The following is a 26971-nucleotide window of genomic DNA, read 5'->3' on the forward strand; positions in this document are numbered from 1 at the left end:
AGCAGTGCGCACACAACCGGGCCGGGGTGGCAACCGCCACCCCGGCCCGGCCGGGGACTTCGGAGGAACGATCAGGAGGAGGCCGCTGTCGCGGCGGTCCTCGGGAGCGCGGCGAGCACCTGGTCGACGGCCTTGCGTGCGTCGGCGATGCACGTGCCGACGCCGACCCCGTCGTACGCGGCGCCACACACGGCGAGCCCGCGATGAGCGGCCAGCGCGGCACGCAGCCGGGCCGTCCGGTCCAGATGACCGACTGTGTACTGCGGCAGTGCGCTGTCCCACCTGGTCACCCGCGTCGCCACCGGGGCACCCACGGCGCCCGTGGCCTCGGCCACCTCGGCGGCGGCCAGCGACGCGAGGTCGGCGTCGTCACGCTGCAGCAGCGTCTCGTCGCTGACCCGCCCGATCGAGCACCGGAGGATCTCCACCTCGCCCGCCAGATGCGGCCACTTCACCGTCGAGAAGGTCACCTCGTTCACCGCCCGCCCGTCCACCGCCGGCACGCGGTACCCGCAGAACCCGCGTGCGGCGAGACCGCCGGGGAACGCTCCGCGCGGGTAGGCCAGCGTGACGATCCCGACGCTCGCGTACGGGATCTCCGCGAGCTCGGCGGCGGCCGGGGCGACACCGGGTACCCCGGCCAGAAGCCGGCCGGCGGGCCCGGCCGGGGCGGCGACGATCACCGCGTCCGCGGTCAGATGTTCCGTCCCGGCGGCGGAGGAGACGGTGAGCCGCCAGCCGTGTTCGCCGGGGGAGAGGGCGGTGACCTCCGCGCCGGTCCGCAAGGTCGCTGCCGTCGAGTCGGCGCGCACCGCCGCGGCCAGCACCGTGGCCAGGTTCCCGAGGCTGCCGATCAGGGTGCCGATGCCGGTCGGAGGCTCCTGCCCGTCCGGGGGCGGCGGCGGGATGAGCGAGGCCGCCGCCCTGGTCAGTGACGGGTGCTTCCGGGACGCGTTGGCCAGGGGAGCCAGCATGGCCTCGAAGGACAACTCGTCGGAGCGGCCGGCGCACACGTCGCTGAGGAAGGGATCGACGAGACGGTCCAGCACCTCGCGGCCGAGTCGCTCCGAGACGTACGCCGCGACGGAAACGTCGCCGTTCCGCTCGGTCGGGGGCAGATCGACGTCCCTGCGGGCCCGGGCCACGCCCTCCGCGGAGACGATGCCGGAGCGGGCGAGCGCGTCCATGTCCGACGGCACACCCATGAACTGGCCGGCGGGCAGCGACCGGAGTGCGCCCCTCGTCCAGATCGCCGTGGCGGTGGCGCCGGCCAGGACCAGCTGGTCGCCGAGCCCGGCTGCGGTGAGCAACCGGGTTGTCTTGGGACGCCGCGCGTACAGCCCCTCGGCCCCCTCGTCGACAGTGACACCGGCCACCTCGGACGCGGCCAGCTTCCCGCCGAGCCGCGACGACGCCTCGAGGAGGGTGATCCGTACCGATGCCTCGCGAAGGTAGAAGGCTGCGGTCAAACCCGCGACGCCGCCTCCCACGATGACCACGTGTGGCACCCCGTCTGCCCGTTCCGGTTGGTTGTCCACCATGTCGCCTGCTCTTTCGTCGGTGCGATGTCCGTGGCAGTTTCGCCGAGGCCCGGTGAATCCCGGTCGAGCGCGGGTGGACCCGGCGGTGTGCGGTGTGAACCGCGGCCGTTACTGTCCGGCTTCCTGCTTCCGCTTCAGCTGCTCGGCGAACAGGCTCCACTCCTTGCTGATGCTGTCCGCGATGGGAGCGATCACGCTCAGCCAGTGCGGCGGGATCGAGCCGGCGACGTCGCGCCACCGATCCGGGGCGCCCGCGTGCCATGCCATCCAGCGGATGAACGCCCGGCCGCCCTCGGTGTAGCGGATCGACGGGTCGGTGGCCAGTTTCTCCGCCACGCCGGCCCAGGTGAGTGGGGCGTCCGAGCAGCCCTTGCGTCGTACCACCGCGCGGGGAGCCGCCGGCGAGGCGGCGGTCGCTGTCGCGGCTCTGTCGTCCGGCTCCCCGTCCGGGCGGTCCGCGGGCTGGCGGTGCCCGTTGCGCTCGGGGCTGATGCCACGGCGGAGCCGGGCGCTCACGTCGTGCACGGTGCCGAGGGAGACGTCCGCCTCCCGGGCGACCTGCCGGAGCGGGGCGTTCGGGTGTGCGCTGAGGTACTCGGCGGCGCGGCGCCGGCCCTCCGCGGCGGTGACCGGGCGCCGCCTCCCGTCTCGGCCGATCCGCTTGCTCCCGGGATCGACGGCGCCCGCCGACCGGGCGCGCAGCGAGGCGATGGTCTTCGCGCTCAGCCCGGTGATGCCGGCCAGGGCGCGATCGGACCAGTCGGGATGCTGGGCCAGGACCCGATCGGCGCCGGCCAGGCGGTCGGCCCGGGACAGGGGAAGCCCGTGGGCGATGTTGGCCTTCATCGCCAGGACGAGTGCCTCGGAGGCGGTGCAGTCCAGGAAGCGGGCCTTGATGACCTGGTCGCCGCGGAGCCGGGCGGCTTCCAGCCGGTGCAGGCCGTCGATGACGCACCAGCCGTCCTCCTGGACGAGGATCGGCGGAAGCTCCGCGGTGCCGGCCGCGTCGACGAGCAGTTGCACGTGGGCGGGGTTCGTCCCGCCCTGACGCAGACGAAGGTTGGGTGACAGCGCGTTGACGGGAACGTCCCGCGCCGGGAGCCTCTCGAAGTTCCTCAGATCGAATCCGTCCCCGTCGGTGGACCCGTCGTCGTCCGACACGGCGAGCGCGAGGCTCTCCCTAGCCAGAGCAGCCTGCCCGTTGCGGCGAGACATCCGGTGCGACCCCCCTCTGTTGCGGTTTGCGACGAGGTTGGCAGAGGGATCTTTAGCCGCAGTCGAGACGGGGTGGACAGGGCTAGCCGTCGGCCGGTCGTACCCCGGTGCTGGTGAGGGCGCTGCCGAACCAGTGGGTGAGGGTGTCGGTGAGGGTGTCGGTGCTGCCGGGTGAGGTCCAGGCGACGTAGCCGTCGGGTCGGATGAGGACGGTGTCGAGTGGGGTGTCGGGTTGGTGGGTCCAGGTTCCGGTGACGGTGTCGACGCGGTCGTGCCAGTGGTGGGTGGGTGGTGTGGTGGTGTCGGTGGTGACGAGGACGGCGCGGGCGGGGTGGAGGAGGTCGGCGATGCGGGTGTGGGTGCCGTCGGGCAGGGTGAGTTGTTCATCGGGTGGCATGCGTCGGCCGAGCAGGGGGTGGTCGCCGGGGCCGGTGTCGTAGCGGATGCCCAGCCCGCTGAGCATCCCGGCGAGATGTCCGGCCGAGTCCCGGTAGGTGGCCAGCTCGGCGAGCACACCGCGGACCGGGTCCATCTCCTCGCCGGTGAGCCGCAGCTCGATGGCGGCCCGGGCGTTGCGGGCCAGCTGCCGCCCGATCGGGAGGCGCTCGGTCTGGTAGGTGTCGAGCAGGCCGTCCGGCGCCCAGCCCCGCACCGCCGCTGCCAGCTTCCAACCGAGGTTCACCGCGTCCTGGACGCCCACGCTCAAACCCTGCGCCATTGCCGGTGGCTGCACGTGAGCGGCGTCGCCGGCCAGGAACACCCGGCCACGCCGGTACTCCGCGGCGACGCGCGAGGCGTCGGTGAAGCAGCTGATCCAGCGACACCGTCCGTGGTGGATGGACTCACCGGTGAGCCGCTGCCACGCGTCGGCGAGTTCCCGGTAGCTCAGCGAGTCGCGGTCCTTCGGGCGCATGCCCCGCTCGTGCACGACGACGCGGGTGACACCGTTCTCCAGGTCCATCGCCATCACCATGCTGCCGCCGGGCAGGTTCTCGCCGATGCGCCGGCGGCGGGTGTCGATCCCGGTGACGTCGGCGGTGTAGAACCCGCGGGTGGGTTCCGGGCCGGTGAAGTCGATGCCGGCGAACCGGCGGACGGCGCTGCGTCCGCCGTCGCAGCCCACCAGGTACCGAGCGGCGTCCCGGCCGCTGCCCTCCGGGCCGTCGAAGGTGACGACGACGCCGTCCGCGCTCTCCTCGAAGCCCGTGACCTCGTATCCACGGCGCACCGGCACCCCGAGTTCGGCCACCCAGCCTTCCAGCATCCGCTCGGTGCGGAACTGGGAGATTCCCCGGAAGCCGGCGTGATCCTCCGGCAGCAGGCCGAGGTCGAGGGGCACGCCACCGAAGTGGCTGTCCGCCGGCTCCGTCGCGCCCAGCCGGCCCAGCAGCCCACGCTGGTCGAAGCACTCGGCCGTACGCCGGGTGAAGCTGGCGCCGCGCGACTCCGTCGGCCGCTCGGGCAGCTTCTCGTAGACGACGACATCGGCTCCGCCGAGGCGCAGTTCGCCGGCCATCATCAGACCGACGGGGCCGGCCCCGACCACGATCACGTCCCGGGTCATCGCGCTGCTCCGATCCGGCCGGCGTCGACGCTGCCGAACCAGTGGGTGAGGGTGTCGGTGAGGGTGTCGGTGCTGCCGGGTGAGGTCCAGGCGACGTAGCCGTCGGGTCGGATGAGGACGGTGTCGAGTGGGGTGTCGGGTTGGTGGGTCCAGGTTCCGGTGACGGTGTCGACGCGGTCGTGCCAGTGGTGGGTGGGTGGTGTGGTGGTGTCGGTGGTGACGAGGACGGCGCGGGCGGGGTGGAGGAGGTCGGCGATGCGGGTGTGGGTGCCGTCGGGCAGGGTGAGTTGGTCATCGGGTGGCATGCGTCGGCCGAGCAGGGGGTGGTCGCCGGGGCCGGTGTCGTAGCGGATGCCCAGCCCGCTGCCCAGACCGATGAGGTGCTCCGCCGCCGCCTTCGCGGTGGCCAGGTCGGACAGCACGCGACGCAGGGGTTCCACGCCGTCGTCGCCGAGGTACAGCATCGACGCGGCCTTGGCGTTGCTGATCAGCTGCCGTCCGATCGGGTGGCGTTCGGCCTGGTAGGTGTCGAGCAGGCCGTCCGGCGCCCAGCCCCGTACCGCCGCCGCCAGCTTCCAGCCCAGGTTCACCGCGTCCAGCAGGCCGGCGCTGAGCCCCCAGGCGGCAAGCGGTGGCATCTCGTGCGCGGCGTCGCCGGCGAGGAAGATCCGGCCGCGCCGGTACTCGTCGGCCACCGCTGAGGCGTTGCCGCTGGCCCACAACCACGGTGCCGCGCCGTGGTGGATGGATTCGCCGGTGAGCCGCTGCCACGCGTCGGCGACCTCGGTGAACGTCAGTGCCGCCGGATCGGGGTGCGGGCGCAGCGCCCGGTCGTGGATCACGATGCGGTAGCGGCCCTGGCCGACCGGAGTGCACACCACCATGTTGCCGCCGGGAAGGCGTTCACCGATCGGTCGCGGCCGCAGCGCCACCCCGGTGACCTCCGCGGTGTACATGCCCCGGGTGGCCGGCGTCGCGTCGGCCCCGATACCGGCCAGCGCACGGACGGTGCTTCCCGCGCCGTCGCACCCGACCAGGTAGGCGGCGGTCTCCTCGACGCGTCCCGCGGGCTCGTCGAAGGTCGCCACGACCCCGTGCTCCGTCTGCCGCAGGCCGACCAGCTCGTGGCGCCGGCGGACCGGTACGCCGAGTTCGTTCAGCCACCCCGCCAGCATCTCCTCGGTCCGGGACTGAGGCAGGCCCAGCACACCACTGTGGTCGTCGTCGAGCATGTCGAGAGCGATCCGCACGCCCCCGAAGTGGCCCATCGGGCCCCACCGGAAGGCGCCGAGCCGGGGGAGCAGACCGCGTTGGTCCAGCGACTCGGCGGCGCGCCTGTTGAAGCCGAGCGCGCGGGACTCACCGGTGGGCGCGGCGAGCCGGTCGTAGACGCGGACTCTCGCCCCACCCAGGTGCAGTTCGCCGGCGAGCATCAGGCCGACCGGGCCCGCGCCCACCACGATCACATCAGTTTGCATTGTTTCGGACCTCCACGCGCCGCGGCCAGAGAATCGCGACGCCAAAGTACACATCATTGCCGCGCGGCTCAACGTCGAACCATCGAAACGCGCTCAATTGTTCGACCGTGCATTCCTCCTGGTTGAACCGGTGGCCGCGCAGAGCAATTTCAGAGATGCCGGATGTCGTGCTGCCGATCAGGATGGACACAAAAGCACGAGGGAAGGATTCCAGACGTGCCGGTCGGCAGAATCGCGCTCATCACGGGCGCGAACAAGGGCATCGGGTACGAGATCGCACGCCAGCTGGGGGAGCGGGGATACGTCGTCCTCGTCGGAGCCCGGGACGAGGTCCGCGGCAAGCAGGCGGTCGAGTCGCTCTCGGCCCGGGGCGTCGACGCCGTCCGGCTGCGGATCGACGTGACGGACGAGACCTCCGTCGTCGACGCCGCGGCCGAGATCGAGCGGCGCTACGGCCGCCTGGACGTGCTGGTGAACAACGCCGGGATCGCCGGCGGCTCCACCGGTGCCCCCAGCACGGTGAGCGCGGCCGATCTCCGTCAGGTGTACGAGACGAACGTCCTCGGTGTCGTGTCGGTGACGAACGCGATGCTCCCGCTGCTGCGCCGCGCCGAGGCCGCGCGAATCGTCAACATGTCCAGCCACCTGGGCTCCCTCACCCTGAACTCGGCACCGGACTCGCCGTTCGCCGGCCTCAACATGGTCGCGTACCAGTCGTCGAAGACCGCGCTGAACGCCGTCACTGTCGCGTACGCCAAGGAGCTGCGGGACACGCCGATCAAGGTGAACGCGGCGAGCCCCGGAGTGGTGGCGACGGACCTCAACCACCACCGCGGAAACCGGACTCCGGCTCAGGGGGCGGCGATCGCGGTCCGGCTGGCGACGCTCGACGACACGGGACCGTCGGGCGCCTGCCTGGCGGAGGAAGGCGTCGTTCCCTGGTGACAGGCCCGGGGCGACGGATCGACGACTTGACGACAAGGGGGACAGGGATCGTGGCGGTAGATGGGCCGATTCTGGTGCTGGGCGGTACCGGCCGGCAGGGTGGTGCGACCGCTCGCGAGCTGCTGAGGCGAGGGCGGGTGGTGCACGCCCTGGTCCGCGACCCGCAGGCTCCCGCGGCGCGGGCGCTGGCCGACGCGGGCGCCGTGCTGGTGCACGGCGACTTCGACGACGAGGCCTCGTTGCGGGCGGCGATGACCGGCGTGCACGGGGTGTTCAGCGTCCAGACGTTCCGGACGCCCGGCGGGGTGGCCACCGAGGAGCGGCAGGGCAAGGCGGTGGCCGACGCGGCCGCCCGGACCGGCGTGGCACACCTCGTCTACAGCTCCGTCGGCGGCGCGGAACGGTCCAGCGGTGTCGACCACTTCGAGAGCAAGTGGCACGTCGAGCAGCACATCCAGAAGCTCGGTGTCCCGGCGACCGTCCTGCGGCCGACGATGTTCCACGAGGTCTTCCTGGACACCGGTCCCCGCCTCGTGGACGGCCGGCTGGTCCTCGGCCTGTGGCTGCGGCCCGACGTCCCGCTGCAGCTCATCGCGACCAGCGACATCGCCGGGTTCGCCGCGGACGCCTTCGAGGATCCGGACACCTGGCTGGGCCGGCAGGTGGAGATCGCCGGTGACGAACTCACCGGGCCGCAGATGGCCGAGGCGTTCGCGCGCGTGGCGGGCATTCCGGCGCGCTACCAGGAGCTGCCCATCGAACAGCTCCGAGCCGTTCGCCCGGACCTGGCGGCCATGTTCGACTTCTTCAACGACAGGGGCTACCGCGCCGACCTGCCGGCACTCCGGCGCATCCGGCAGGACCTGGTCAGCCTGGAGGACTTCCTGCGTACCAGCTGGACCGCCCCTGTGGCGGCCTGACCAGCCGGCGCGACAAATGTGCCCGCCCTCCCGATCCGGGGAGGGCGGGCACATCGCGCGGATCAGGTGACGACCGGGCCGCTGGTGCGGCTGCGCTTGAGCTCGAAAAACCCGTCGGTCCGGGCCAGCGCGAGCACGCCGTCCCAGAGCCGGAGCGCGGCGTCGCCACGCGGGACCGGTGACACCACCGGGCCGAAGAACGCGACGTCCCCCACCGCGATGACCGGTGTGCCCACGTCGGTGCCGACCCGGCTGATGCCGTCGTCGTGCGAGGCTCGAACGGCCTCGTCGAACTCGTCGGACCCGGCCGCCGCGGCCACCCCGGGATCCATGCCGGCGGCGACCAGCGCCGCCTCGTAGGTGGCCCGGTCCCGGGACGCCCGGTCGACGTGGAACCGGGTACCCAGTTCGGTGTAGAGCCGTCCCAGCGACTCCGGCCCGTACCGCTGCTCGGCGGCGACGCAGACCCGCACCGCCTCCAGCGAGGACCGCAGACCCGTCCGGTACCGCTCGGGCAGGTCGTCGCGCCCCTCGTTGAGCACCGCCAGACTCATGACGTGCCAGCACGGCCTGACCGGACGGTGTTCGGCGACTTCGAGAATCCACCGAGAGGTGATCCACGCCCATGGACACGTCGGGTCGAACCAGAAGTCCACAGTGGTACCGACACCGTCCGGCATCGCCGGCCTCCTCGCAGTGCTTGTGATCGGAACTCGTACGACTCGCGAGTGCGGCCGGCGGATCAGCCGAGCGGCTCCCAGTGGTAGAAGCGGGTGGCCATGGCGTCCGCGGGGGAGCGCCAGGTCGCCGGGTCGTACGGCTCGATGAACGGCTTCAGGTCCTCGCTGATCCTGATGAACCGGGGGTCGGTGCGGGCCTCGATGATCCGCTCGCCGCCGTACTCGCCGTCGAAGTCCTGCAGGTGGAAGTACAACCCTCGATAGCTGAAGAGCTCACGACGCCGGGTGCCCATGCGCTGTGGCATGTCGGTCCGGTCGAACGCGCCGAACAGTTCGGCCACCTCGGTCGACGACTGCGGTTGCATCCGACCGACGATCAGGGTGCTGTGCATGTCAAGCTCACCGCCTTCGTTGCGGGATCGGGGGTGGACGCGATCAGTAGTTCCCGAGGCCACCACAGACGTTCATCGCCTGCGCGGTCACCGGGGCGGCGGCATCACTGACCAGATAACCGACGAGGCCGGCGACCTCCTCGGGGGTGGAGTACCGGCCGAGGGGGATCTTCGCCTCGAACCGCTCGAGGATCGCCGCCTCGGTCGTCTCGAAGTGCGCGGCGTAGCCCTGCCGTACCCGCTGGGCCATGGGCGTCTCGACGTAGCCGGGACAGACGGCGTTCACCGTGACCCCGGTCTTCGCCAGTTCCAGTCCCAGCGCCTTCGTGAAGCCGACGACACCGTGCTTGGACGCGGAGTACGGGGCGCCCAGCACCACACCCTGCTTGCCGCCGGTCGACGCGATGTTGATGATCCGTCCCCAGCCGCGGTCGAGCGACCCGCCCGACCGGAGCACCTCCCGGGTCACCCGGAAGACGCCGTTCAGGTTGGTCTCGATGACGTCGTACCAGAGTTCGTCACTGATGTCGCTGGTCACCCCGCCGCCGCTGCGGCCGGCGCTGTTGACCAGGACGTCGACACGCCCGTACCTGCGCACGGCGGCAGCCACCAGCTGTTCGACGTCCTCACCGCGCCGGACGTCGGCGGTCACGCCGTCGGCGTCGTGACCGGCCGCGCGTAGCTTGCCGACCGTCTCCTCGACGGATTCGGGGTTCCGCGCACAGACGAAGACCTTGAGGCCGTCACGGGCGAGTCTTTCCGCCACCGCAAGGCCGATTCCGCTGGTTCCACCGGTGATCAGCGCAACTCGCTGTCCGTTGTCCGTCATTCGACCCGCCCCTCACCAATATCGTGTCGCGGCAGTATCTCAGCAATTTCAGAAATCTCACTCGAGCCTCGGTGGAAGCATTTGTTTCAACCGCTCCGGCTCTCCAGTTGAACGACCTCGGCGGAGCTTGCGATCGGAAAAGGCACCGATCTATCGTCTGGCAACCCCGCAATTTCCCATTCCTGGAGGAGAATCATGTCCGCATTGCCTACCGTGCCCGCAGTGCGGGACAACTCGGCGGCCTACGCGCTGCTCGATCTGATCCAGGGTTCGGTGATCACCCAGGCGATCTCCGTGGCAGCCAAGCTCGGCGTCGCCGACGTTCTCGCCGACGGGCCCCTGCCGGCCGAGGAGATCGCCAAGCGCGTCGGATCCGACAGCGAGGCGACGTACCGGCTGCTGCGTACTCTCTCCGGTTGCTCGGTGTTCGCGCTTCGGGCCGACGGCCGGTTCGAGCTCACGCCGATGGGTGACGCGCTGCGCGAGGGCGCCCCGGACTCGATGCGCGGCATCGCCATGCTGATGGGGCACCCGCTGCTCTGGGAGGAGTGGGCGCACCTCATCGAGTCGGTCCGCACCGGCGAGGCCAACATGCCCAAGCTGCGCGGCATGGGCGCCTACGAGTTCCTCATGTCGAACCCCGCGTACGCCGCCGAGTTCTTCCAGGGCATGGGCAGCATGTCCGACTCGGAGACCGACCCGGTCCTCGCGGCGTACGACTTCTCGAGCTTCGGCACCATCGTGGACGTCGTCGGCGGGCGCGGCCGGCTCCTGGCCGGCATCCTCGCCGGGGCAACCAAGACCCGGGGCATCCTGTACGACAACGAGGTCGCGACCGCTGACGCGCCGGCGACGCTCGAGGCCGCAGGCGTCGCCGACCGGGTCACGATCGAGAACGGTTCCCACTTCGACAAGCTGCCGGCCGGGGCCGACGCCTACGTGCTCAAGCACATCCTGCACGACTTCCCGGAGCAGGCATGCCTGCAGCTGCTGCAGAACGTCCGGGAGGCGATCGCTCCCGGCGGCCGGATGCTCGTGATCGAGTACGTGCTCGAGGAGAACAACAAGCGCCACATCGGAAACATCATCGACCTGTGGCTGCTGCTCCTCCTCGGCGCGAAGGAGCGCACCCTGCCGCAGTACACCGAGCTCTTCGCCAAGGCGGGCATGAAGGTCACCAGGGTGATCCCCACCGCCTCGCCGGTCTCGATCATCGAAGCCACTCCCGCCTGAGCCGCGGCGGGCACGCCCCGGCTGCGGGACTCCCACGAGAAGCGAGGTCAGATCATGGATACGGATGTCATCGTCATCGGTGCTGGTCCCACGGGACTGATGCTCGCTGCCGAACTTCGCCTCGGTGGCGCGGAGGTCACCGTCTTCGAACGGCGGAGCGAGCGGAGCTGGGAGTCACGCGGCATCGGCTTCACGGCGCGCGCGGCGGAGGTGTTCCAGCAGCGCGGCCTCCTCGAGAGGCTGGAGAACACCGAGATCACCCGGCAGGGGCACTTCGGCGGCATCCCGCTCGACTTCGGGGTGCTCGAGGACTCGCACTTCGGCGTGCGCGGCGCACCCCAGTTCGTGGTGGAGGAGATGCTGGAGAAGCGGGCGCTGGAACTCGGTGTGACTCTGCACCGCGGGCACGAGCTCACCGACCTGGCCGATTCGGGAGACGGCGTCACGGTGACCGTGCAGGGTCCCGACGGCCGTGCCGAGTACTCGGCCCGGTACCTCGTCGGGTGTGACGGCGGCCGGAGCACGGTGCGGAAGCTGGCCGCCTTCGACTTCCCGGGCCGGGACGCGACGTGCGAGATGTACCTGGCGGACGTCACCGGCTGTGACATCCGGCCCCGGATGATCGGCGAACTGCTCCCGAACGGCATGGTCATGGCGGGCCCGCTCGGCGAGGGCTACTTCCGCATCATCGTCTGCGAGACCGGTACGCCGCCGGACCGCAACCGCCAGGTCACCTTCGCCGACGTGGCGGACGCCTGGCAGCGGCTTACCGGCGACTCCATCCACGGCGGCGAGGCGCGATGGGTCAGCCGCTTCACCGACGCCACGCGGCAGGTCACCGAGTACCGGCGGGGCCGCGTCCTGCTGGCCGGCGACGCCGCGCACATCCACCTCCCCGCCGGCGGCCAGGGGATGAGCATCGGCCTGCAGGACGCGGTGAACCTCGGCTGGAAGCTCGCGGCCGCGGTCCGGGGGACGGGGGACGACGCCCTTCTCGACACGTATCACAGCGAGCGGCACCCGGTGGGCGCCCGGGTCCTGCGCAACACGCGGGCCCAGGGGACCCTGAACCTCAGCGGCAAGGCGACGGAGCCGCTGCGGGCCGTCGTGGCGGAGCTCATCGCGCTGCCCGTGGTGGCGCGACACCTGTCCGGCATGGTGAGCGGACTCGACATCCGGTACGACGTCGGCGCGGAGGGCCACCCGCTCCTCGGCGCGCGGATCCCGGACCGGGACGTGGACCTCGCGGACGGCGGCACCGACCGGATCGCGCGGCTGCTGCACACCGCGCGCGGCGTGCTGATCACCGCCGACGGCTCCGGGGAGACCAGCCGTCGCGCCGCGCCCTGGTCCGACCGGGTCGACGTGGTACGCGTCCGCAGCGTGCCGGTCGGGTCGCGCGAGGACGGGGCCGCGCCGGAATCGGTGCTGGTCCGCCCGGACGGGCACGTCGCCTGGGTCGCGCCGGACGGAGGCGACCTCGACGAGGCGCTGCGGCGCTGGTTCGGCGCGCCCCGGCCGGCCGGCGACACGGCGGACTCCCCGCAGCTCGCGTCCGCCCGATAGACGTCCCGTCGCCAGAGGAGGCAAACGTGACCACCGATACGGTCCACGAGACGGAGCACCTGATCGTCGTCGACGCTCCCGCCGAGCGGGTCTACGCCCTGATCGAGGATGTCGGCACCTGGCCGGAGGTGTTCCCGCCGACCGTGCACGCCGAGTGTCTCGAACGCGACGGCGACACCGAGCTGATCAGGATCTGGGCGACCGCCAACGGCGTCGCCAAGACGTGGACGTCCCGCCGCCGACACGACCCCGACCGCCTGAGCGTGTCGTTCCGGCAGGAGCGGTCGCAGCATCCGGTCGGCGGCATGGGCGGGGCGTGGGTGATCGAGCCGATCACCGACGCCACCTGCCGGGTACGGCTGCTGCACGACTTCTTCCCGGCCAGCGACGAGCCCGCCGACCTCGAGTGGATCAAGCAGGCGGTGGACCGCAACAGCGCGTCGGAGCTGCAGGCGCTGAAGTCCAGCGCCGAGCCGGCGGAGCCGGGCCAGTGCTTCACCTTCGCCGACACCGTGACGGTCGAGGGCAGCGCCGAGGACGTCTACGACTTCCTCAACAACGCCCAGCTGTGGCCGCAGCGGCTCCCGCACGTCGCCCGGGTCTCGCTCGAGGAGGATTCGCCGGGCCTCCAGGTGCTCGAGATGGACACCCGGACCAAGGACGGGTCGGTGCACACGACGCGCTCCGTCCGCGTGTGTGAACCCCACCGCAGCATCGTGTACAAGCAGACCGTCACGCCCGCACTGATGACGCTGCACACCGGCCGCTGGCTCATCGAGCCGCAGGGCGCCGGCCAGGTGGCGGTCACCTCGCGGCACACGGTCCGGATCAACACCGCGCGGATCACCGAGCTCCTGGGCCCGGAGGCCGATCTGGCCACGGCGCAGCAGCTGGTCCGCAACGCCCTCAGTGCCAACAGCCTGACGACCCTGCGGGCCGCGAAGGCGTACGCCGAGGGCGGCGGCGGCAGGCACCCGGTCCCGTGACCGTCTCCCCGGTCGTCGTCGTCGGTGCCGGCCCGGTCGGACTCATGCTGGCCTGCGAACTCGGACGGGCTCGCGTGCCGGTCGTCGTCGTGGAGCGTCTCGCCACGCCGATGACCGAGTCGCGGGCCAGCCAGCTCTCCACGTTGACCGCGGAGTTGCTGCACGAGCGCGGGTTCGACGAGCTGCTCGACGAGGCGGTGCACGAGCCGCGCGCGCACTTCGCGGGTCTCGCGTTCGACCTGTCGCAGCTGGACAGCGACTACCGGGGCGGCTGGAAGGTGCCCCAGTACCGGACCGAGGCCGTCCTCGGGCGGCAGGCCGAACGCCTCGGCGTGACAGTGCTGCGGGCGCAGGAGCTGACCGGGCTCACCGAGCGGCCGGACCACGTGGTGTGCCGGCTCCGGGGACCAGACGGTGATCGGACCGTCAGGGCCCGCTTCGTGGTCGGGTGCGACGGGGCGCACAGCACCGTACGCCGGCTGCACGGGTTCCCGGCGTCGGTCACGCCGGCGACGAAGGAGCTGCTGCGGGCGGACGTGACGGGTGTCCGGATCCGCGACCGCAGGTTCGAGCGGCTGGACGGCGGGTTCGCGGTGGCGGCGACCCGCGACGGTGTGACACGGGTGATGGTGCACCCGCGCGGCCGGCCGGTGACCCGGCGCAGCGGTCCTCCCGATTTCGGCGAGGTGATCCGGGCCTGGCGGGACGTCACCGGCGAGGACCTGTCCGGCGGGACCGCCGTCTGGCTCGACGCGTTCGACAACTCCAGAGGCCAGGCCGACGCGTACCGGCGTGGCCGGGTCCTGCTGGCCGGCGACGCCGCCCACTGGCACATGCCGATCGGCGGTCAGGCTCTCAACGTCGGGCTCCAGGACGCGGTCAACCTGGGCTGGAAGCTGGCCGCGACAGTGCACGGCCGGGCCGCTCCGGGGCTGCTGGACAGCTACCACGACGAGCGGCACCCCGTCGCGGCGCGCGTGCTCGACCACGTGGCGGCGCAGGAGATGTTGCTGCTGGGCGGCGCCGAGATCGATCCGCTGCGCGCGGTCCTCGCCGAACTCGTCGCACTCGGCCAGGTCCGCGCCCACCTGGCGGAGACGGCCGCCAACGTCGGCGACCGTTACGGCCCGCCGACATCGCCGCTGGTGGGGCGGCGGGTGGTGAACCTGCGGCTGCGCACGGACTCGGGACCGCTTCCGGTGGCGAACCCCGGGCCGGTCGTGGTCCGGCTCGCCCCCGGCCCGGACGCCGTCCGCCGCACTGTTCCCACGGTCCACGCACGTCCCGACAAGGGTTCCCTTCCGGGAACCACCGCCCTCCTCCTGCGGCCCGACGGCTACATCGCGTGGGCCGGCGACGACGAGGACGGCCTGAACCGGGCGATCGACAAGCTGCTACTCGCGGAAGGTAGGACGGACAATGCCAGAGTTTGACGCGGACGTCATCATCGTGGGGGCCGGCCCCACCGGGCTCATGCTCGCCGGGGAGCTTCGCCTGGCCGGCGTCGAGGCCCTCGTCCTGGACCGGCTCGCCGAGCCGACGAAGCAGTCCCGTGCGCTCGGCTTCTCGGCGCGCACCATCGAGGAGTTCGACCAGCGCGGGCTCCTGCCCCGCTTCGGCGAGCTGCAGACCATCCCCTTCGGTCACTTCGGCGGGCTCCCGCTGGACTACCGCGTCGTCGAGGGCGGCTCGTACGGCGCCCGGGGCAAGCCGCAGTCCCTCACCGAGGGCGTGCTGACCGGCTGGGCCGCCGAGCAGGGCGCCGCCGTCCTCCGCAGCCACGACGTGACAGGTGTGCGGGAGACCGACGACGGCGTCGAGCTGGACGTGGTCACCCCCGAGGGCCGCAAGCAGCTGCGTGCCCGCTACCTGGCCGGGTGCGACGGCGGCCGCAGCACCGTCCGCAAGCTGGTCGGCGTGGACTTCCCCGGCACCGACGCCACGATCGAGATGTGGTTCGCCGACGTGGCCGGCTGTGAACTGCGGCCCCGTTTCTCCGGCGAGCGGGTGCCGGGCGGGATGGTCATGGTGCTGCCGCTGGGCCCGGGGGTCAACCGCGTCGTCGTCTACGAGCGCGGCATGACCCGGCAGGGCGACGGCGCCCCGAGCTTCGCCGAGGTCGCCGCCGCGTGGAACCGGCTGACCGGCGAGGACATCAGCGGCGGGAAGCCGTTGTGGACGAGCTGGACGACCGACGCGAGCCGGCAGGCGGCGGAGTACCGGCGCGGACGTGTGTTCCTGCTCGGCGACGCCGCCCACATCCACCTGCCGGTGGGCGCGCAGGGGATGAGCGCGGGGGTCGGCGACGCCGTGAACCTCGGATGGAAGCTGGGCGCCGTGATCAACGGTCACGCCCCGGACGACCTGCTGGACACCTACCACGACGAGCGGCACCCGGTGGGCGCCCGGATCCTGACCAACACCCTCGCGCAGCGCATCCTGTACCTGGGCGGCGACGAGATGGACCCGATGCGGGCCGTCATGACGGAGCTGCTCGCGTACGAGGAGGTCCAGAAGCTGCTGGTGGGCATGGTCACCGGCCTGGACATCCGCTACGACGTCGGAGCGGGCAGCCACCCGCTGCTCGGCCGGCGGCTGCCCGACGTCGAGCTCACCGGCGACTTCGGCCCTTCCGGCACGACGCGCGCGTTCGAACTCCTGCACTCCGGCCGGGCCGTCGTCCTGGACCTGGCCGACGACGCGAAGCTGCGCGCCGCGGCCGAGCCGTGGAAGGACCGGGTCGACGTGGTGACCCCGGCGTCGCGGCCGTCCGGCGCGCTGGCCGACGTCGACGCCGTGCTGGTCCGCCCGGACGGCTATGTCGCGTGGGTCCGTCCCGACGCGGCGGACGGCACCGAGCTGCCCGACGCCCTGGCCCGGTGGTTCGGCCGAGCCTAGCCCTCTCGCGGCGGGCGCCGCCGCGATCACGTCCATCAGAGGATGCGAGGAGAAGCATGCCCTTCATCGACCCCGAGAACGGCTACCTGACGGTCATCAACCTGTTCAAGACCGACACCCCGGAGCGTGTGCACCGGCTCGTCGGCGAGATGCGGGCGATCGTCGACGTCGCCGACTACCCCGGCTGGATCTCGAGCACCGTGCACCAGGGGCAGGAGCGGCCCGGCACCGCCAACTTCATCCAGTGGCGAGGCAACCAGGACCTGGAGTCGCGGTACGCCGGCGACGAGTTCAAGCACCGGACGGTTCCGGTGTTCCACGAGATCGCCACGTACATCCGGCTGATGCAGACGGAGGTCGAGCTGAGTCAGCGCCACCCGGCACTGGGTGACGTCACGGAGATCTCACCGGACCGCGACGACTACACGGTCATCGAGATCCTCGGGGTGGCGCCCGCCGACCAGAGTGAGCTGATCCGCGTCCAGGGCGCCATGCACGAGTGGCTGGTGGACGTGCCGGGATACCGCTCCCAGACCGTCCTGCGCGGCATCCGGTCGCGCGGCGTCGGCGGCACCGACGGGGGTCTGACGGCCGTGGGCCAGGAGAAGGACTTCGTGGTGGTCTACTCGCAGTGGGACGGCAAGGAGTCCTACGACGCGTTCCGCGCCCTGCCCTCGGCGGATCAGCCCGCCGCGCGCCGCGCGTCGCTGGACAAGCGGGACTCGCTGGCGACCTCCGCCGAGTGGAACACCTACCGCGTCGTGCACTCCCGGTCCGCGGCGCAGACCACGCCCGCCTGACCCGGTCCACACACCGCCGGCGGCCCCTGGCGTTCTCGCCAGGGGCCGCTGACGGTTGCGGTGTCGTCCTATCGTGCGGTGATCGTCTCCCAGTGCCACCGGCTGTCGAACGCGGTGACGTCGAGGCCGGCGCCGTCGGCGACCAGCCGGGCGGCGCTGGTCGTCGCCCGGGCGATGAAGCCCGACGTGCGATGCGTGGCCAGCAGGTCCTGCTCGTCGAACGGCTTCCCTTCGCTGCGCAGCAGGCGCAGGTCGACGAAGCCGGTGAAGGTACGTCCCAGCACGACGACGGGCTGTGGACTGCGGATGCTGAAGCGCACCTTGGCGGCGACGTGGCCGTGATGGTGCTGATCGGAGTGGTAGGCGATGTCCGGCATCGTGGGCGGCACGAAGTAGTCCCGGTCCACCACCGCCGGCACCTTCGGCAGGTTGCCGACCAGGAAGTGCCACGAGTTGTACTGCATGCGCGCGGCGATGGACCACGCGGTGTCGGCCAGGTGGGCGGGGGAGTCCCCGAAGTACCGGCGGGCCTGCGGCGTGGGAACCACGCAGCAGAAGAAGTGCGGGATGTCCCACGCCGTGATCGTGGACCAGCTCTCCTCCCGGAGTGACGCGACGAGCCGGGTCAGCGAGCGCATGCCGCGGCTCATCGCGAAGTCGGCGTCGAACACCGTGGTCGCCGCGCACACCGTCTCGTACACCAGGGACTCCAGCCCCGTGCCGAAGTCGCCGTGCGGCTCGACCAGCCAGCCGGGTGACGCGTCGATGCCGGCACCGAGTTCCCCGAGTGTCGCTCCGGAGACGGGGAGCCGGTCACGCAGGCGGGCGCAGAGGTCCGCCTCGGCTCGTTCCACCCTGGCGGTGGCGGGTCCGGCGATCCGCTCGACCTTGTGCATCAACGGTCCGTGGATCTCCCGGTAGAGCTGAACCCGCCCGGCGATCTCGCGTCGGCGCCGCGCGACCGCCACCGCGAGCGCGTCGAGGGCCGCCACCCCGGCCGACGCGGCGGCCGGCACCGGGTCCCCGCCGGGGACCGCGTTGTACGCGACCCGCGTGCGTTCCAGGAGGTGGGCCACGTGGTCGAGCGTCAGCTGGGTGCCGTTGGCCTCCTCGATCCGGCCGTACCCGGCCGACCGGACCAGCAGCGTGAGGCAGACCACCATCAGGACATCGCTGTCCGACCACAGCTCCAGCGGTACGGCGACCAGGCTGCTCAACGCGCAGTCGGGGTGCCCGGGCCACAGCGTCTTGCCGGTCAGGGTGTTGTGGTCGCGGAAGTTGGTGTACTGCCGGTCGCCGCAGTAGAACACCACCGGCGCGGTCCGGCGGACCGCCTCGGTGAGCTCCTCCAGCACCTTCTCCCGGCCGTCCGGGCCGGCGTCGGCCAGCCAGCGGCGGCAGTCGGCGACCGAGTCGCGCAGGCGCTCGTCGGCTTCGGCGAGCCGCGTCCGGTAGTCCGCCAGGTCCTGCGCGGACCAGGGTACGCGCAGCACACCGCCGACGAGGTCGTCGGTACTGGTGAGCGGACCCCTCGACGGCACCCGGACGACCACCCGGCCGCCCGTGGTCAGCCCGACCTCGCCGAGGAAGGCCGCCTCGCTGCCACCGGCCGGCTGCGGCGCCACGCCGCCGCCGTCGTCGCGCCACGAGCGGCCGAACAGGATCCGCAGCGCGCACTCCTCTGCGGCGGGCAGGGCCCGGAGCTGGATGTCCGCCGGGACGTGCCCGTCGAGGGTGAGCAGCGTGTCCAGGGCCGCCGCCAGGTCCGGTTCGGTGGCCGCGCGCTGCCAGACCCGCTTCAGCAGACCGGGAAAACCGGCGTCCCCGGCGACCGGATAGTCGGGCCGGGCCGCGGCTCCGGCCTGCCGCCCGAGCCGGCTGGGCCGGCGGCTCTGCCGTGCCTTGGCCAGAGCGGCTCTGCGGGAGAGCCCGCTATCGGGCTCGACCGGCAAGGTCATGCTGCCCCTCCGCGGTGAGGTCGATGTGGTTCCAGAGGCTGTCGTCGGTGGCCGTCCACTGCTCGTCCACATAGATGCAGTCGACCGGGCAGACCATCACGCACACCGGGCACCCGGAGCACAGCTCCGGGATGATCACGACGTCCAGCCCCCGGTCGAAGATCGCCCCGAACTCGGGCGGGCAGCTGCGCAGGCACGTGTCGCACGTGATGCACTCGGAAGCCTCGATGCGGCGTGGCGGCTTCTTCCAGTCCTCGTTCCTGGTCCGCTGGGCGATCCGGGCGGCGCGCGCGGCGTCCGCTCCGGCAGCGGTCTCCTTTGCCCACGGCATGTCCTGTCCTCACCTCGTCTTCCTGGTGTCACCCGGGCACGCCGGCGGCCGCCCGGTACGAAGCGCACGGCCGATCAGCGGGAGCGCTCGGAGATCTCCGCGAGGATGCCGTCCCAGAGCCGGACCCGGGCCGCCAGCGCGGTGTTGATGGTGTCCTCGCACTGCTCCCACTTGCCGTTGTCGTCCCCGCACAGGTCGGCGAGCATCTGCATCGCCATCGGCGTGTGCTCCTCGCTGTCCACCTGGATGTGCCGCCGCAGGTAGTCGACGAAGGTGGAGAGCACGCCGACGCCGGCGTCGAGCGCGGCCACCTGGTCGAACATGTCGGGAATCAGGTCCTCGCGGCCGAACGCGAACGCGGCGGCCTGACAGTGCACGGGCGCGCCCTCGATGATCGTCCAGGTCGTACCGATGAACTCGGCCGAAGGCCCGGGCACGCCGGCCTTCTGGGCGGCGGCCCGCACCGGCTCGCCGGCGCGCAGCAGACCGATGAACTCGTCGATCCGGGTGGTGTCGGCGCCCGCCTGACGCATGCCGTTGACGTACAGCTCGAAGTGGCTGATGAAGCCGTCGCCGAGTTCGTCGCTCTCCTCGACGAGGGTGATGTCGTTGATGAGCCGGCTGCTGCCGGGATGCCCGGACGGCACCCAGGGCACCTCGACGCAGGTGAGCTGCCGCTGCAGCGACTTGAGCAGGGACATGAAGTCCCAGACCGCGAAGACGTGGTGCTCCATGAAGGTGACCACCGCGTCGACGGTGTTCAGCTGACCGTAGAGTGGGTGCCCGATCACCTTCTGCCGGGCGGGCTCGACGGCGTCCTTGAGCTTGTCGATGGCGGGGGTGGACCCTCCCCAGTCGTACCGTGACATGACCGTTCTCCTTTCGAGCGGGTGGGGCCGGCGTGGTCAGAAGACACCGAAGTACTCGCGGTGCTCCCATTCGGTGACGTGGTCGGCGGGCGGGTGTTCCGTCGCGCACCAGGCGCGGAAGCGGGACGCCTCGCTCTCCTTGAGCTTCGTCAGACAGGTCTTCAGCGGCGTGCCGAGCAGCTCCTCGGCTCGGCTGCTCGCCCGGAACGCGTCGATCGCCTCGTCCAGCGACGTCGGCAGCCCGTCGGCCTCACCGCCGCCCGGGGCGGCGCCGGCGTCCAGCCCGGCCAGGCCCGCGTACAGCTGCGAGGCGATGACCAGGTACGGATTCGCGCACGGTTCCCCGACCCGGTTCTCGACGTGCGTCGAACTGCCGCCGCTCAGCACCCGGACCATGGCGCTGCGGTCCTCCTCGCGCCAGTCGGCGGCGGTGGGGGAGAGCGTGAACCGCGGCGCCAGCCGGTGGTAGCCGTTCACGGTCGGGACGGACAGCAGGCACAGCTCCCGCGCGTGGGCCAGCAGGCCCTGCACGTAGGCCTCGCCCGCGGGGGAGAGCGGACCCGCCGTGCCGGCGTCCGGCGCGAACAGGTTGCGGCTCGTCGCCGTGCTCGTCACCGACTGGTGCAGGTGCCAGCCGCTCGGGTCGAACCCGTCCAGCCGGGGCAGCGTCATGAACGACGCGTGGTAGCCGCGGCGCCTGCACTCCTGCTTGATCTGGGTGCGGAACAGCAGCATCGCGTCCGCCGCGTCCAGCGCCAGCATCGGGTCGAACGTCGTCTCGAGCTGCCCCGGACCGGACTCGTGCTCGATCGTGCGCAGCGGCAGGCCGAGTGCCATGAGCATCGCGGCCAACGGGTCGGCGACGTCGGCCACCGCGTCGTAGTAGCTGTCGAGGTTGAACTGGTACCCGGGGTTGACGGCCTCCACCGAAGGGGCCGGGCCCTGCCGGCCGAATCCGTTGCCCTCGTTGCCCACCGGCCCGGCGGTCCGGCGCGTCAGGTACCACTCGACCTCGAGCCCGATCACCGGCACGAGGTGCCGGTCGGCGTACGTGGCACACACCCGGCGCAGGACCTCGCGGGACGCCAGCGGGTGCGGCGTGCCGTCGCGCAGGTATTCGTTGCCGAGGACCCAGGCGGTCCGTTGCTCGCGCACCGGCAGCACCTGGAACGTGCGCGGATCCGGGACCAGCACGAAGTCGCCCGCGCCGAGCAGCTCGCCGACGCCGACGCCGGAGTCGGCGAGGAAGTCCACGGCGACGGCATGGCCGGTGTCGAAGAGGAACGGTCCCGGACTGAAGTCCATGCCGTTGCGCAGCACCGTGCGGAAGACGTTTACCGGTACGGTCTTGGACCGGGCCAGGCCGTGCGGGTCGCAGAAGACGACCCGGACGAGATCCACGTCGTCGAGCTGCGCCTCGACCTTCTCGGCCGCGGCAGCCTGCTCGTCGTCCCACAGGCCGAACTCGGTCACGAACGAGGGGCGCCCGACGCCGCTGCCGTCGCCGAGCAGGGACCATCGCCTGGACATCGTCATCGTCCTCCTTGACTCTCGCAGCCGGACGGCAGCATCGTGTGGGCCAGTTCCGACTCGACCCGGGCGGCCAGCCGAAGCACCAGGTCGTCGTCGCCGGGCCGTCCCACGAGTTGCAGCCCGACCGGCAACCCGCGGGACGTCAGGCCGGCCGGCAGGGACAGCGCCGGCTGACCGGTGATGTTGAACGGGTACGTCGCCGGCGACCACGCGAGCCACAGCAGATCGGCCGGGTCGGCGGCCCAGGGCGGGGCGACGGCGTCGGCGTCGAACGGCTCGATCGGGACGGTCGCCATGGCCAGCAGGTCGTAGCGTTCCATCACGGCGGCGAGCGTCGCCCGCAGCGTCATCCGCACCTCCTCGGCCCGCATCACGGCCGCGCCGGTCAGCGACCGTCCGTACCGCACGACCGCCAGCCGGCCCTCGTCGCAGAGGTGCTCGTCCTCCGGTGCCGTACCGTCGGCCTCGGCGGCGGCGACGACATCCACCAGGGCCGCGTACGGGTCGGCGAACGGGACCTCGATGCGCTCGACGCGGTGGCCCAGGCCGGTCAGCACCGACGGGACGGCGTCGGTCACGCCGCGGACCTCGTCGGACGTTCCCGGGAACTCCAGCCAGCCGATCCGCAGCGACGCGGGCGCCGCCCGGGACGCCAAGGGGCCCGTGGACGAGTCCGGGTCCCGCTGGTCCGGCCCGGTCAGCACGGCCATCAGCTCGGCGACGTCGGCGACGCTGCGGGCCAGCGGTCCCACGTGCGCCAGGCGGTCGGCGCACGGCGGTACGTAGGGGATCCGGGCGAAGGACGGCTTGAACCCGACCACACCGCAGAACGCCGCGGGGATACGTACCGAGCCGGCCCCGTCCGTGCCGATCGACGCGGCGCACAGGCCCGCCGCCACCGCGGCGGCGGATCCGCCGCTCGAACCGCCGGCGGTCCGGTCCGGTGCCCAGGGGTTCCGCGTCGGCCCGGCGAGCCGGTTCACCGTGCTGGCGCTCCACCCGTACTCCGACGTCGTCGTCTTGCCCACGACGATCGCACCCGCCGCGCGCAGGCGCGCCACGGCGGGCGCGTCCGCCGCCGCCCGGCGGTTGGGCAGGAGCGAGCCCCGGCGGGTGGGAAGGTCTCGTGTCTGGATCAGGTCCTTGACGGAGACCGGGACGCCGAGCAGCGGCCGTTCCCGGAAGGCCGCCTCGCCGACGGTGCGGATCATCCGGTCGGCCGCGTCCGCCTCGCGCAGCGCGCCGTCGCCCGCCACCGCGACGAACGCCCCGATTTCCGGGTCGGTGTCGCGAATGGCGTCCAGGACGTTCCGTACGTGCGCCGCGACCGTCGAACGGCCCGTGAGAAACAGTTGTCTCGTCTCGTGGATGCTGCCGCAGACCGGCTGCCTGATACTGGAACCCGTGAATACCGGCACCGCACCACTACAGGTCATCGACGCGTATTCGTGCAAGTGTTCGCGCGCCGGTGGGAGCCGGTCGGAGCAATCGCGGAGAAGAAATGCCTCATCCTTCGGGGTGGGCCCTGTTCAACTGCTGAAAAATGGTCTACCAGGCGAAAGCACGCACGGATAAAACAGAAAACCCGGCTGTACAGCACATCGACGGAATGACTATTCTGCACAGTCATGATTCCCCGTTATTCTCTGCCCGAGATGGCGGACATCTGGTCGGACCAGGCGCGCTACGCGACATGGACCGAGGTGGAGGTCCTGGCCACGCAGGCGCAGGCGATTCTGGGACGCGTACCGGAGAGCGCCCTCAACGACATCCGGAGCGCCCGTGTGCCTTCGGTGGCCCAGGTGGTCGCGCACGAGCGCGAGCGCGACCACGAGATCCTCGCCTTCCTCGCGGCCCTCTGCGAGGGCATCCCGGAGGACTCCGCCCGGTGGGTGCACCTCGGGATGACCAGCTACGACCTCGTCGACACCGCCCAGGGCTCCACCATGGCCCGGGCCTGCGACCTGCTGCTCGGTGCGGCGGTGCGGCTCCGCGCGGTACTGGCGGACCAGGCGGTCGCGCACTGGCACACGGTGTGCATCGGACGGACCCACGGGATGCACGCCGAGCCCACCACGCTGGGCCACAAGTTCGCCGGTTTCGCCTTCGCGATCGACCGGTCCGTGCGGCGGCTGCGGGCGGCACGCTCGGAGGTCGCGGTCGGGACGATCTCCGGGTCCGTCGGGACCTACGCGCTCATCGACCCGTTCGTCGAGGAGTACGTCTGCGCCGAGCTGGGCCTCGGCGTGGAACCCGCGCCGACCCAGGTCGTGGCGCGCGACCGGCACGCGCAACTCCTGCACGTGATCGCCCTCCTCGGCGGATGCGTCGAGCAGATCGCCACCGAGGTCCGCCTGCTCTCACGTACCGAGATCCGTGAGGTGGAGGAGCCCCGGCCGGCCGCCTACCAGGGGTCGAGCGCCATGCCGCACAAGCGCAACCCCACGAGCAGCGAGCGACTGGTGGGACTGGCGCGCCTGCTGCGCGGATACTCGGGGACGATGCTGGAGAACGTGGCGCTGTGGCACGAGCGGGACCTGTCGCACTCCTCGGTGGAGCGGGTCGTCCTGCCGGACGCGATGATCGTCGCGCACTACCAGGTGAGCGCGGCGACGGCGCTGGTGGCGGGGCTCCAGGTCTTTCCCGACCGCATGCGGGCGGCCGTCGACCTCACCAACGGCCTGGTCTACAGTTCCGCGGTCCTGGCCGACCTGCTGGAGCGCGGCACCGAGCGGGAACGTGCCTACCGGGCGGTTCAGGCCGCCGCCGACGGAGCCGGCTCCGGCGACGCCGACTTCGGGACCCTGCTCCGTGCCCAGGGGGTCGACGTCGGCCCGCTTCGGCCGGACCGTTTCCTCGTCCACCACGATGTCGTCCTCAAGCGATTGGAAAGCCTCCGTGAACTGGAAGATTGAACGCGAGACGGGCGCCGACCTGGATATGGAAGCGGTCCTGGGCGTCTACCGGTCCTCCGGGCTGGGCGAGCGCCGGCCCATTGCTGACGTCGCGCGAATGGCCACCATGGTGAGATCGGCGAACCTGATCGTGACCTGCCGAATCGAGGGTGAGCTGGTGGGCATCGCGAGGAGTGTTTCCGACTTCTCGTACGTGACCTACCTCTCGGACATCGCCGTCGCGCGTTCCCATCAGCGCTCCGGTATCGGCAAGGCCCTCATCGAGGCGACCCGGAACGAGGCGCCGATGGCCAAGATCGTGCTCCTGTCGGCGCCCGCCGCGAGCGACTACTACCCGCACATCGGTTTCACCCGGCACGATTCCGCCTGGGTGCTCAATCCGTAGCAAGGCAGGCCCGCGGTGCCGGACCCGCACGGCGAAACGGCCGGTGCGGGTACCGGCGTGCCGCGGGCCGGGCGCGTGATCCGCGCCCGGCTCGACCGGTGGCGGTCCCGTCAGCGGGTCTCGGCGGGAAGCTGGGCGTCGCGGCTGATCAGCATCGCGTAGTGGCCCCCCAGCGCCAGCAGCTCGTCGTGGGTACCGCGCTCGACGATCGTGCCGGCGTCCAACACGATGATCTCGTCGGCGTCCCGGATCGTCGACAGCCGGTGGGCGATCGTGACTGTGGTGCGGCCGGCGCTCGCCGCCTCGATGGCCTGGTGCACGGCCTGCTCGGTCTGGTTGTCCAAGGCGCTCGTGGCTTCGTCCAGCACGAGAATCGGCGGGTCGCGCAGGACCGCGCGGGCGATCGCCAGGCGCTGCCGCTCCCCGCCGGAGAACCGGAATCCGCGTTCGCCCACCACCGTGTCGTAGCCGTCGGGAAGAGACATCAGGTGGTCGTGGATGTGTGCGATCTTCGCGGCCGCGACGAGTTCGTCGTCGGTCGCCCCGGGCCGGGCGAACCGCAGGTTCTCGGCGACCGAGGTGTGGAACAGGTAGGTCTCCTGGAAGACCATCCCGACCGCCCCGGCGAGCGAGTCGGCGGACATGTCCCGCACGTCGACGCCGTCGATGGTCACCCGCCCGGACGTCACGTCGTACAGCCGCGGAATCAGGTAACTGAGGGTGGTCTTGCCGGATCCGGTCTCGCCGACGATGGCGAGCTTGCGCCCGGCGGGAACGGTGATGTCTATGGCGTTGAGCGTGGGCCGGGCGGCGCCCGGGTACGCGAAGCAGACTCCCTGCATCCGCAGTTCGCCGCGCGGCTTCACCGTGTTGGCGTGCCGGGGCTCGCTGATCTCCACCGGCAGGTCGAGGTACTCGAAGATCCGGTTGAACAGTTCGAGCGAGGTCTGCAGCTCCACGGCGACATCCAGCAGGGACACCGCCGGTCGCAGCAGGTTCTGTTGCAGCGTGGTGAAGGCGACCAACGTACCGATGGAGATCGCCATGCTGTCGCCCCGGCCGCTCTGCCCCGCCACCCAGTAGATCACCGCGGGCATCGACGCCATGACGACCCACGTCGTCGCCTGGCTCCACCGGCCCGCCGTCTGCGAGCGGATCTCCAGATCCGACAGGGTCCGGGACTCGGCGGTGAAGGCGTCGGTCAGCGAGCGGGAGCGTCCCATCGTCCGGGCCAGCAGCACGCCACTGACGGACAACGACTCCTGCACGATCGCGGCGATCGTCGCGTACTGGCGTTGCCGCTCCCGGGTGATGCGGCGCCGCTGGTTGCCCACCCGGCGGCCCACCCACACGAAGAACGGCACCATCACCAGCGACACGATGGTGAGACGCCAGTCGAGGATGGCCATCGCGACGACGGTGGCCACCACGACTGTCACGTCGGACACCAGGGTCGTCGCGGACGTGGTCACGGTGGCCTGCATGTCGCCGATGTCGTTGGTGATCCGCGACTGCACCTCGCCGGCGCGGGTCCGCGTGTAGAAGGCCAGCGGCATGCGCTGCAGGTGCGCGTAGACAGCCGATCGCAGGTCGTGCATGACCTGCTCGCCGACCTTCGTCGACACGTACGTCTGCCAGACGACGAAGGAGCTGTTCGCGACCGAGGCGAGGATCATGCCGAGGGCGAGGACGGTCAGCAGGCCCGTCCGTCCCTGGGGCAGGGCCACGTCCAGGATCTCGCGGATCAGGAACGGGTTGACGAGGAAGACCGCTGAGGTGGCGCAGACGAGAGCGGCGACGAGCAGCAGGCTCCATCCGTACGGGCGGAAGAGCCGGAGGATGCGCCGCAACGGCACATGGGGGTCAGCGGTGGTCACCAGGCCTCCTCAGCCGACGTGCGTCAGGCGCGGCGCGCCACCGGAGGCGTCGTCGC

General features: G+C 71.6%; 23 protein-coding genes and 1 pseudogene. 10 read left to right on the forward strand and 14 right to left on the reverse strand.

Going from position 1 to position 26971, the window contains the following annotated elements; translation table 11 throughout:
* Window positions 1–71: 71 nt before the first annotated feature.
* From hemG to O7604_RS20375, 5 genes and pseudogenes are all read right to left on the reverse strand, one after another.
* Window positions 72–1610: pseudogene (gene hemG, locus O7604_RS20355) on the reverse strand (protoporphyrinogen oxidase); the annotation flags it as partial.
* A 39-nt stretch (window positions 1611–1649) separates the two neighbouring features.
* Window positions 1650–2756: a ParB/RepB/Spo0J family partition protein gene (locus O7604_RS20360; protein WP_332367319.1), complete on the reverse strand. Its 1107-nt coding sequence runs from the start codon at window positions 2754–2756 to the stop codon at window positions 1650–1652.
* An 82-nt stretch (window positions 2757–2838) separates the two neighbouring features.
* Window positions 2839–4320, reverse strand: coding sequence for an FAD-dependent monooxygenase (locus O7604_RS20365; RefSeq protein WP_281577415.1), 1482 nt, complete (start codon window positions 4318–4320; stop codon window positions 2839–2841).
* Complete coding sequence (locus tag O7604_RS20370) at window positions 4317–5798, reverse strand: FAD-dependent monooxygenase (RefSeq protein ID WP_281577416.1); 1482 nt, start codon at window positions 5796–5798, stop codon at window positions 4317–4319. Before O7604_RS20370 ends, O7604_RS20365 begins: the two co-directional genes overlap by 4 nt.
* A complete protein-coding gene (locus tag O7604_RS20375; protein WP_281577417.1) occupies window positions 5788–5988 on the reverse strand; it encodes a hypothetical protein in 201 nt (66 codons plus the stop codon). Before O7604_RS20375 ends, O7604_RS20370 begins: the two co-directional genes overlap by 11 nt.
* A gap of 26 nt (window positions 5989–6014) precedes the next feature.
* Here O7604_RS20375 and O7604_RS20380 point away from each other — a divergent pair, with 26 nt between their 5' ends.
* Window positions 6015–6743, forward strand: a complete 729-nt coding sequence (locus tag O7604_RS20380; protein ID WP_281577418.1) for an SDR family oxidoreductase — start codon at window positions 6015–6017, stop codon at window positions 6741–6743.
* Between the two features lie 50 nt (window positions 6744–6793).
* Window positions 6794–7663 carry an NmrA/HSCARG family protein gene (locus O7604_RS20385; RefSeq protein WP_269705334.1) on the forward strand — a complete coding sequence of 290 codons (870 nt, stop codon included), beginning with the start codon at window positions 6794–6796 and terminating at the stop codon, window positions 7661–7663.
* 62 nt (window positions 7664–7725) lie between these two features.
* Here the strand turns inward: O7604_RS20385 and O7604_RS20390 are convergent, their stop codons facing one another.
* The 3 genes from O7604_RS20390 to O7604_RS20400 form a co-directional block, all read right to left on the reverse strand.
* Window positions 7726–8343, reverse strand: coding sequence for a DsbA family protein (locus O7604_RS20390; protein WP_269705335.1), 618 nt, complete (start codon window positions 8341–8343; stop codon window positions 7726–7728).
* A gap of 62 nt (window positions 8344–8405) precedes the next feature.
* Window positions 8406–8735, reverse strand: coding sequence for a TcmI family type II polyketide cyclase (locus O7604_RS20395; RefSeq protein WP_269705336.1), 330 nt, complete (start codon window positions 8733–8735; stop codon window positions 8406–8408).
* Between the two features lie 43 nt (window positions 8736–8778).
* Window positions 8779–9564: an SDR family NAD(P)-dependent oxidoreductase gene (locus O7604_RS20400; protein WP_269705338.1), complete on the reverse strand. Its 786-nt coding sequence runs from the start codon at window positions 9562–9564 to the stop codon at window positions 8779–8781.
* 195 nt (window positions 9565–9759) lie between these two features.
* On the opposite strand from O7604_RS20400, the gene O7604_RS20405 reads away from it, so the two are divergent.
* Genes O7604_RS20405 through O7604_RS20430 form a run of 6 tightly spaced genes read left to right on the forward strand, consistent with a single transcriptional unit; the run spans window position 9760 to window position 17047 of the window.
* Complete coding sequence (locus O7604_RS20405) at window positions 9760–10797, forward strand: methyltransferase (RefSeq protein WP_269705339.1); 1038 nt, start codon at window positions 9760–9762, stop codon at window positions 10795–10797.
* Between the two features lie 54 nt (window positions 10798–10851).
* The gene (locus O7604_RS20410) at window positions 10852–12363 is read left to right on the forward strand and encodes an FAD-dependent monooxygenase (RefSeq protein ID WP_269705340.1); all 1512 of its coding nucleotides are present in this window, start codon (window positions 10852–10854) and stop codon (window positions 12361–12363) included.
* A 26-nt stretch (window positions 12364–12389) separates the two neighbouring features.
* On the forward strand, window positions 12390–13349 hold the full coding sequence (locus O7604_RS20415; protein ID WP_269705341.1) for an aromatase/cyclase: 960 nt from the start codon (window positions 12390–12392) through the stop codon (window positions 13347–13349).
* Window positions 13346–14782, forward strand: a complete 1437-nt coding sequence (locus O7604_RS20420; protein ID WP_269705342.1) for an FAD-dependent monooxygenase — start codon at window positions 13346–13348, stop codon at window positions 14780–14782. Before O7604_RS20415 ends, O7604_RS20420 begins: the two co-directional genes overlap by 4 nt.
* A complete protein-coding gene (locus O7604_RS20425; RefSeq protein ID WP_269705343.1) occupies window positions 14769–16247 on the forward strand; it encodes an FAD-dependent monooxygenase in 1479 nt (492 codons plus the stop codon). The genes O7604_RS20420 and O7604_RS20425 overlap by 14 nt, the downstream gene beginning before the upstream one ends.
* 56 nt (window positions 16248–16303) lie before the next feature.
* Entirely contained in the window at window positions 16304–17047 is a 744-nt protein-coding gene (locus tag O7604_RS20430) for an antibiotic biosynthesis monooxygenase (RefSeq protein WP_269705344.1), read from the forward strand.
* 68 nt (window positions 17048–17115) lie between these two features.
* Here O7604_RS20430 and O7604_RS20435 read toward each other — a convergent pair whose 3' ends face one another.
* From O7604_RS20435 to O7604_RS20455, 5 genes are all read right to left on the reverse strand, one after another.
* Window positions 17116–19005 (reverse strand): hypothetical protein, encoded by a 1890-nt coding sequence (locus tag O7604_RS20435; protein WP_269705345.1) that lies wholly within the window; start codon window positions 19003–19005, stop codon window positions 17116–17118.
* On the reverse strand, window positions 18980–19336 hold the full coding sequence (locus O7604_RS20440; RefSeq protein WP_269705346.1) for a 4Fe-4S dicluster-binding protein: 357 nt from the start codon (window positions 19334–19336) through the stop codon (window positions 18980–18982). The genes O7604_RS20435 and O7604_RS20440 overlap by 26 nt, the downstream gene beginning before the upstream one ends.
* A 74-nt stretch (window positions 19337–19410) precedes the next feature.
* Window positions 19411–20205, reverse strand: a complete 795-nt coding sequence (locus O7604_RS20445) for a DUF3050 domain-containing protein (protein WP_269705347.1) — start codon at window positions 20203–20205, stop codon at window positions 19411–19413.
* Window positions 20206–20241: 36 nt separating this feature from the next.
* The gene (locus O7604_RS20450) at window positions 20242–21741 is read right to left on the reverse strand and encodes a glutamine synthetase family protein (RefSeq protein WP_348650994.1); all 1500 of its coding nucleotides are present in this window, start codon (window positions 21739–21741) and stop codon (window positions 20242–20244) included.
* Window positions 21738–23174, reverse strand: coding sequence for an amidase family protein (locus O7604_RS20455; RefSeq protein ID WP_269705349.1), 1437 nt, complete (start codon window positions 23172–23174; stop codon window positions 21738–21740). Before O7604_RS20455 ends, O7604_RS20450 begins: the two co-directional genes overlap by 4 nt.
* A gap of 192 nt (window positions 23175–23366) precedes the next feature.
* Between O7604_RS20455 and purB the strand changes: the two genes are divergently transcribed.
* Both purB and O7604_RS20465 read left to right on the forward strand, forming a co-directional pair.
* Window positions 23367–24653, forward strand: coding sequence for an adenylosuccinate lyase (purB, locus tag O7604_RS20460; protein WP_269705350.1), 1287 nt, complete (start codon window positions 23367–23369; stop codon window positions 24651–24653).
* The gene (locus tag O7604_RS20465; RefSeq protein WP_269705351.1) at window positions 24637–25038 is read left to right on the forward strand and encodes a GNAT family N-acetyltransferase; all 402 of its coding nucleotides are present in this window, start codon (window positions 24637–24639) and stop codon (window positions 25036–25038) included. The genes purB and O7604_RS20465 overlap by 17 nt, the downstream gene beginning before the upstream one ends.
* Before the next feature lie 110 nt (window positions 25039–25148).
* Here O7604_RS20465 and O7604_RS20470 read toward each other — a convergent pair whose 3' ends face one another.
* A complete protein-coding gene (locus O7604_RS20470; RefSeq protein ID WP_281577420.1) occupies window positions 25149–26915 on the reverse strand; it encodes an ABC transporter ATP-binding protein in 1767 nt (588 codons plus the stop codon).
* Window positions 26916–26971 lie beyond the last annotated feature (56 nt).

The organism is Micromonospora sp. WMMA1947 (genome assembly GCF_027497355.1).
GTDB lineage: Bacteria > Actinomycetota > Actinomycetes > Mycobacteriales > Micromonosporaceae > Micromonospora.

What these genes read in the sequence shown, in the direction of transcription:
- O7604_RS20445 (WP_269705347.1), bottom strand. Translation starts at nt 20,205, where the DNA reads ATGTCACGGTACGACTGGGGAGGGTCCACCCCCGCCATCGACAAGCTC.
- O7604_RS20405 (WP_269705339.1), top strand. Translation starts at nt 9,760, where the DNA reads ATGTCCGCATTGCCTACCGTGCCCGCAGTGCGGGACAACTCGGCGGCC.
- O7604_RS20435 (WP_269705345.1), bottom strand. Translation starts at nt 19,005, where the DNA reads ATGACCTTGCCGGTCGAGCCCGATAGCGGGCTCTCCCGCAGAGCCGCT.
- O7604_RS20430 (WP_269705344.1), top strand. Translation starts at nt 16,304, where the DNA reads ATGCCCTTCATCGACCCCGAGAACGGCTACCTGACGGTCATCAACCTG.
- O7604_RS20370 (WP_281577416.1), bottom strand. Translation starts at nt 5,798, where the DNA reads ATGCAAACTGATGTGATCGTGGTGGGCGCGGGCCCGGTCGGCCTGATG.
- O7604_RS20390 (WP_269705335.1), bottom strand. Translation starts at nt 8,343, where the DNA reads ATGCCGGACGGTGTCGGTACCACTGTGGACTTCTGGTTCGACCCGACG.
- O7604_RS20410 (WP_269705340.1), top strand. Translation starts at nt 10,852, where the DNA reads ATGGATACGGATGTCATCGTCATCGGTGCTGGTCCCACGGGACTGATG.
- O7604_RS20450 (WP_348650994.1), bottom strand. Translation starts at nt 21,741, where the DNA reads ATGACGATGTCCAGGCGATGGTCCCTGCTCGGCGACGGCAGCGGCGTC.
- O7604_RS20395 (WP_269705336.1), bottom strand. Translation starts at nt 8,735, where the DNA reads ATGCACAGCACCCTGATCGTCGGTCGGATGCAACCGCAGTCGTCGACC.
- O7604_RS20400 (WP_269705338.1), bottom strand. Translation starts at nt 9,564, where the DNA reads ATGACGGACAACGGACAGCGAGTTGCGCTGATCACCGGTGGAACCAGC.
- O7604_RS20455 (WP_269705349.1), bottom strand. Translation starts at nt 23,174, where the DNA reads ATGACCTGTAGTGGTGCGGTGCCGGTATTCACGGGTTCCAGTATCAGG.
- O7604_RS20440 (WP_269705346.1), bottom strand. Translation starts at nt 19,336, where the DNA reads ATGCCGTGGGCAAAGGAGACCGCTGCCGGAGCGGACGCCGCGCGCGCC.
- purB (WP_269705350.1), top strand. Translation starts at nt 23,367, where the DNA reads ATGATTCCCCGTTATTCTCTGCCCGAGATGGCGGACATCTGGTCGGAC.
- O7604_RS20360 (WP_332367319.1), bottom strand. Translation starts at nt 2,756, where the DNA reads ATGTCTCGCCGCAACGGGCAGGCTGCTCTGGCTAGGGAGAGCCTCGCG.
- O7604_RS20365 (WP_281577415.1), bottom strand. Translation starts at nt 4,320, where the DNA reads ATGACCCGGGACGTGATCGTGGTCGGGGCCGGCCCCGTCGGTCTGATG.
- O7604_RS20425 (WP_269705343.1), top strand. Translation starts at nt 14,769, where the DNA reads ATGCCAGAGTTTGACGCGGACGTCATCATCGTGGGGGCCGGCCCCACC.